Raw genomic sequence first — 6252 nt, 5'->3', positions numbered from 1 at the left:
CCTACCTGTTGAAACATGGGGTAAAGGCTAAGCAGATAAAGACCCATGCCAATGGCAGCAAGTCACCTGCGGCACCAAACACCACCAAAGAAGGCAGAGCCCAGAACAGAAGGGTAGAGATAAAAGTGAAGTAAGATCAGTACTCCATAATATTAAAAAGCAGCGGTGTCATTTAGTTGGCGCCGCTGCTTGTTGTTTAGGGAGTGTTGCAGGGTGTGTGATCTTCAACACATCCCCAAAACTTACAAAGGCCCCCATCAGGGAGCCTTTGTAATAACTATTAAGAGGATCAATTATCCTATTGATACCAGTTCAACATCAAAGATCAGATCCTGGCCAGCAAGCGGATGGTTAGCATCCAGCATAACTGTATCAGCATTAACCTCTACGATAACTACAGGGAATACATTACCTGAATCATCGCCCATCTGCAGTTCCATACCGACTTCTGGCTTCATATCAGCAGGGAAATCTGTAGTTGGATACTCCATGATCATATCTTCGTTACGTGGGCCATAAGCCTCTGTAACAGGTATATTCACAGTCTTCTTGTCGCCTGCTGTCATGCCCATTACTGCTTCGTCAAAACCCTTGATCACCTGTTCGCTGCCGGCAGTAAATTGCAAAGGTTCGCGGCCTTCAGAGCTGTCGAATGTAGTGCCATCAGTCAGCTTGCCATGATAATGAACGTTAACCACGTCACCCTTTTGTACTTGTTGCATAAATAAGTTTTTGAATTAATTTAGGGCGCAATTTACATTATAAACCTTAAAGGAAGGTTACCTTTAGGAAAAATATAAGATTTATGCGATGTCTGCCATTTATTGGTATGTGTGCTCTTTTGCTACTCACTTCATTTACAGGTACTTCTAAGTCTTTGTTCGATACCACTATCAAACCCGCTGCGGCTGCCCCTGCAAACTATATCCTACTGTTAAAAGGCAAAAATGTAGGACTTATCATCAACCAGACCTCTTGTGTAGGCGACTCATCACTCTTAGATATATTGCTGGTGCGTGGCATAAAAGTGGTAAAGATCTTCACCCCCGAACACGGTTTTCGCGGCAAGGCTGATGCCGGTGCGCATGTAGATAATACAATAGATGAGGCCACACACCTGCCCGTAGTATCGCTCTACGGCAGCCACAAAAAGCCTACGCCGGATGACCTTAAAGACATAGACATACTCGTTTACGACCTGCAGGATGTAGGTGTGCGCTTCTATACTTACATATCTACCCTGGAATACGCCATGGAGGCCTGCGCTGAACAACAAAAACAATTGGTAGTATTGGACAGGCCCAACCCCAACGGTTTTTACATAGACGGCCCTGTACTGAAAAAAGAGAACCGCTCATTTGTAGGCATGCAGGCTATACCTATTGTTTATGCTATGACAGCCGGTGAATACGCCAAAATGCTGGTAGGGGAGCACCTCTTTCCCGGGGCAGCCACGCTTGACCTGCAAGTAGTAAAATGCCTAAACTACGACCATAGCAAGAAGTACGAACTACCCATAGCCCCATCTCCCAACCTCAGAAACATGGCGGCCATATATGCCTACCCATCTCTGTGCCTGTTTGAAGGCACTAAGATAAGCGTGGGCAGGGGTACCGCTTTTCCTTTCCAGCAGTTTGGCAGCCCCGAGCTGGCCGACAAATACCCCTACACCTTTACTCCGCAAAGTGGCGAAGGCGCTAAAAGCCCAACTTATGAAGGCAAAAAATGCTTCGGCGTATTGGTCGGTGAAACACCCGGCGAGATACTGAAACAGGTAAACGGCCGGTTGCAACTGAAATGGCTCATAGATGCCTATACCGCATACCCCGCCAAAGACCAGTTCTTCACCGACTTCTTTAAAAAACTCACCGGCTCCGACGACCTGAAAACCCAAATACAAAAAGGCGAAACCGAAGCCACCATCCGCAAGTGTTGGCAAAAGGACCTGAAAATCTTTAAAACCACCCGAAAAAAATACCTGCTCTACAAAGATTTTTAATAATTGAGCTCAAATAGAAAAGCGATCTGCATCCCTTGGGGCAGATCGCTTTTCCTATTTTCAATTAATATCCTTTTACGTTTTACTCCCCAATCTCCCTTTCCTCCGCATACCATGGCATACTGCTGGCGTTGCGGCTATTCTCCCAATAGAATGAGGTGCGGGGCTTGTTGTAGTTACCTATCTCATTCATGGTCTCACAATCATACAGGCGGCCATTGATCATGGTGTAGTGTACACTCTCGGTGTTGTAGATATTCTCTAGCGGATTCTTATCCATGATGATCAGGTCGGCAAACTTACCTACTTGCAGCGAGCCTATCCAATTGTCCAAACCAAGGCTGGTGGCGGAGTTGATGGTAGCGCAATGCAATGCCTGCATAGGTGTCATGCCGCCCTGTGCCAGCATCCATATCTCCCAGTGCGCACCAATGCCCTGTATCTGCCCATGTGCACCCATATTTATGGTCACGCCTGCATCAGCCAGCTTCTTCAGGCTGCGCGATACCTGCATATGGCCATTCTCATATTCCTCTTCGGGTGCCATAGTCCTGTGTCGGCTACGGGTATCCAGCACGGCACGCGGCGTAAAGCGCAGCAGCCTTTCCTTAGCCCACACATCAGTATGCTGATACCAGTAGTACTCACCACTCAGCGCACCATAAGATACAATCAGCGTAGGCGTATTAGCCGTCTGTGCCCGCTTCCAGAACTGTACCACATCATCATACAGCGTAGCTACAGGTATGTTGTGCTCTACGGTGGTGTGCCCATCCATTATCATGCTCAGGTTATGGTTGTAAAACGATCCGCCTTCAGGCACCACTTCCATACCCAGTTCGCGTGCGGCCTCTATCACCATCTGGCGCTGCTCACGGCGTGGCTGGTTGTAGCTCTTCACGCTGAATGCGCCAAAAGCTTTGGTGCGTCTCAGTGCACTCTTGGCATCTTCATAATTGTTGATCACTGCCTTAAAGTCTCCATCAGCACCATACAATATAGTACCGGTAGAGAATTGGCGCGGACCCACCATGAGCCCTGCTTTCACTAGTTCGCTTTGTGCAAATACCAGTTCACTATTCGCCGACGGATCGTGCATGGTAGTCACACCATAAGCCAGGTTGGTATAGTATGGCCAGTGCTTGCCCGGTGTCAGTCCGTCGCGGAAGTGTGCACCATGAGCATGTGCATCTATAAAGCCCGGCATTATGGTCTTGCCCTTGCAATCTATTTCCTTAGTTCTTGCCGGTATGGTTACACTGCCTGCGCTACCCACAGCTATTATCTTATTGCCATCGGTCACAACGGTGCCATCCTCTATTACCTCATCGCCCTTCATGGTAATGATGCGGGCATGGGTGAATGCCAGCTTACCGGTTGGTAAGTCGGTCTTTACAGTCAATCCTACACTGATGCCTTTCTCGGGTATTACAAAGGCACTATCCGGTTGTTCAAATCTATCCTTCAGGCTTATGGTGTAGTACTGGTCGCCCAACATATAATGTAGCTGCTTGCCATCACCGCTCCAGTGCAGGTTTATGCCCGCATCGCGAGACACCTTGCGTACCGGAAAATCAGATGAATCATTACTTAGGTTAATAGGCTTACCCGTGTGCGGGAAGGGCGCAATATAAACCTGGTGCAGGTTCACATAAGCCACCCACTCATTGTCGGGCGATACGGTAAACTGTCCAGCATAGGTACTCTTGAATATTGTACGCTCGTCATTGCCCTGCAGGTCGCAACTCCCAAACTGCTTGTCGGGCCAGCCCCCTGTCTGGTAGTAGATACGTTTGCCATCCTTACCCATTTTCGGATTGTCGCCTTTGTCGGTGATGAATGTTTCCTTGCTACCTGCCACAGGCATGGTGTATATGCCGGGCTTAATTGTGTACGTATTGCCCATTATATTGTCGCTGCCGTCCTTGCTATAAACGATTGTATTGCCATCGGCCGAGAACGTGGGTGTGCGATACATACCTCTCACAGTGGTCAGTGTCTTTGGCGATGGCTTGCTCATCCACTCCATCAATTTCATTGTTCCGGTCATTGAATCGTCCCATGTCACATATACCAATCGCTTACCGTCGTTAGAAAATGCCGGTTCAAATTCCTGTACACTATCACTGGTGAGTCTTGCTGGCTTGCCATCGGGTAGGCCCTTCTTCCAAAGGCGCCCCACTGCATTAAACACCAGCCACTTTCCGTCTGGCGATGTTACAGCGCTGCGGATCACATTGGCAGTAAATTCGGTCTGGTCAAGGTTTTGCTTAAAGCGGACCGCATCGGTAATGTGTTGTTTTACATTGCAGGTAAAAGGTATGTCGGTGGTATCATTCATGCCGTTCACATTTATCTTCTTTATCTTGCCCTCGCTCCATATCACTATGTTCTTATCATCGGGCATCCATGCATAACCGGTATAGATGCCGAATACGGTCCATGCTTCCTGTTGGTCTTTACTCAGGTGGTCGTATATAGGCCACTCTTCTCCCGTTTCCAGGTTTCGGAGAAACAATACGGTCTTGGTTCTTACACGCTTTACAAACGCCATGGTCTTGCCATCATGGCTTATCTGGGGGCGCAGGGCACCACCGGGGCCGCCGGTTACGGTTTCGCTGATACCTTTCTCTCTGTCAAACCTTTTGATAACAAAGATCTGATTGTTCGGGTCTTTATTATACTGGAAAAATCCACCCGGATACATATCCTCGCTATAATACACATACCTGCCATCGGGGCTTACCGAAGGCTCGTTCAGGTCCTGCTGATCGTTCTTGCGACTTGTCAGTTGCAAGCCATTGCCACCGTTTATATAATACATCCACAGTTCACCTGCACCCAATGAGCGTCCCGATGTAAAGTGTTTGCGGGCTATGATATACTTCCCATCGGGCGTCCATGTACCATTATTCAGTAGTCTGAAGTTCTCTTTAGTTATTTGATGGGCATTGCTGCCATCGCGGTTCATCACCCATATATTATCACCACCACCCGCATCACTGGTAAAGAGCATCTGCTTGCCATCCGGCGAATAACGAGGTTGCACCTCCATTGCCATACCTTCGCGCAATACCTTTGCCTGTCCACCGGCTATGGGCAAGGTATAAATATCACCCAATAAATCAAAAGCTATCTCCTTCCCATCCGGACTAACATCCAGATCCATCCACGTACCTTCCGTCACCGTGAAGGCCACATCCTTACCCGGTCCTCCCGGGTTATTCACATCCCACTTTTTCTTGTCCTGCGCCTGCACCGCTAACGGCAATGCCAACATTAATGCTATAGATAACTGTTTCCGCATAAGTCTTTGTTGTAGAAAGGATAAAGATAATATCCTAATAGAATTATTGCGGGTGAAATTATAGGGGTATGTTATAGAGATAGATTTGACAACTTTCTAAAAAGTTGTCAAATCTGATTTTAGGGGAAAACAAAACCCCTCACGAATATCGCAAGGGGTTCAAAAACTATCGTTAAAAACTACTATTATTCACCGGCTACCAACCTGAAACCATTACCGTGGATATTTACAATTTCCACAGCACTGTCTTCCTTCAGATACTTACGCAGCTTAGCGATATACACGTCCATGCTACGACCATTGAAATAAGTGTCGCTGCCCCATATGCGCTTCAGCGCTAGTTCGCGTGGCAACAGATCGTTCTTATATTCACAGAGCATCAGCAGCAATTCATTCTCTTTTGGAGAAAGCGTATGCGACTCAGCACCATGCTTCAATGTGCGCAGTTTGCTATTAAAGTGGTAGCTGCCTATGTTGAATTCAACCATTGCATGTTGCTTGTCCTGCAACTCCTGGTTACGCTTCAGTACTGCTTTGATCTTGTGCAACAATACATCGCTGTCAAATGGCTTGGTGATATAATCATCCGCACCCAGCTTGTAGCCCGAAAGAATATCTTCTTTCATGCTCTTTGCCGACAGGAAGAACAATGGCACATCCGGGTCATTATTCCTTATTTCTTCAGCCAGTGTAAAGCCATCCATGTTAGGCATCATCACGTCAAGAAGGCATATGTCATATTTCTCCCTGCGGAAAGCTGCCAGGCCAAGGATACCATCGCGGGCCAGTTCAACAACAAAATCATGAAGTTCAAGGTAGTTCTTCAAAACCTGCCCGAAGTTCGTGTCATCTTCTACTAAGAGGATTTTATTCTTTTCCATACTTGTATGTTCGTGATGTTAGTAACTCAAATATAGTGCCACTATGTCACATTATTATAGAATAG

4 protein-coding genes are annotated in these 6252 nt (G+C 47.2%); 1 reads left to right on the top strand and 3 read right to left on the bottom strand.

Going from position 1 to position 6252, the window contains the following annotated elements:
* Window positions 1–293 precede the first annotated feature (293 nt).
* A complete protein-coding gene (locus CJD36_RS21635; protein ID WP_105041299.1) occupies window positions 294–722 on the bottom strand; it encodes an FKBP-type peptidyl-prolyl cis-trans isomerase in 429 nt (142 codons plus the stop codon).
* Window positions 723–805: 83 nt separating this feature from the next.
* On the opposite strand from CJD36_RS21635, the gene CJD36_RS21630 reads away from it, so the two are divergent.
* Window positions 806–1999: an exo-beta-N-acetylmuramidase NamZ family protein gene (locus tag CJD36_RS21630; protein ID WP_205685679.1), complete on the top strand. Its 1194-nt coding sequence runs from the start codon at window positions 806–808 to the stop codon at window positions 1997–1999.
* Window positions 2000–2081: 82 nt separating this feature from the next.
* Here the strand turns inward: CJD36_RS21630 and CJD36_RS21625 are convergent, their stop codons facing one another.
* Together CJD36_RS21625 and CJD36_RS21620 are read right to left on the bottom strand one after the other, a co-directional pair.
* On the bottom strand, window positions 2082–5306 hold the full coding sequence (locus CJD36_RS21625) for an amidohydrolase family protein (protein ID WP_105041297.1): 3225 nt from the start codon (window positions 5304–5306) through the stop codon (window positions 2082–2084).
* Window positions 5307–5491: 185 nt separating this feature from the next.
* Window positions 5492–6187: a response regulator transcription factor gene (locus CJD36_RS21620; RefSeq protein WP_105041296.1), complete on the bottom strand. Its 696-nt coding sequence runs from the start codon at window positions 6185–6187 to the stop codon at window positions 5492–5494.
* Window positions 6188–6252 lie beyond the last annotated feature (65 nt).

It is taken from the genome of Flavipsychrobacter stenotrophus, assembly GCF_002954265.1.
Lineage (GTDB): Bacteria > Bacteroidota > Bacteroidia > Chitinophagales > Chitinophagaceae > Flavipsychrobacter > Flavipsychrobacter stenotrophus.
Note: the sequence above shows the minus strand (reverse complement) of the source record. Positions and strands in the feature narration are given on the sequence as shown.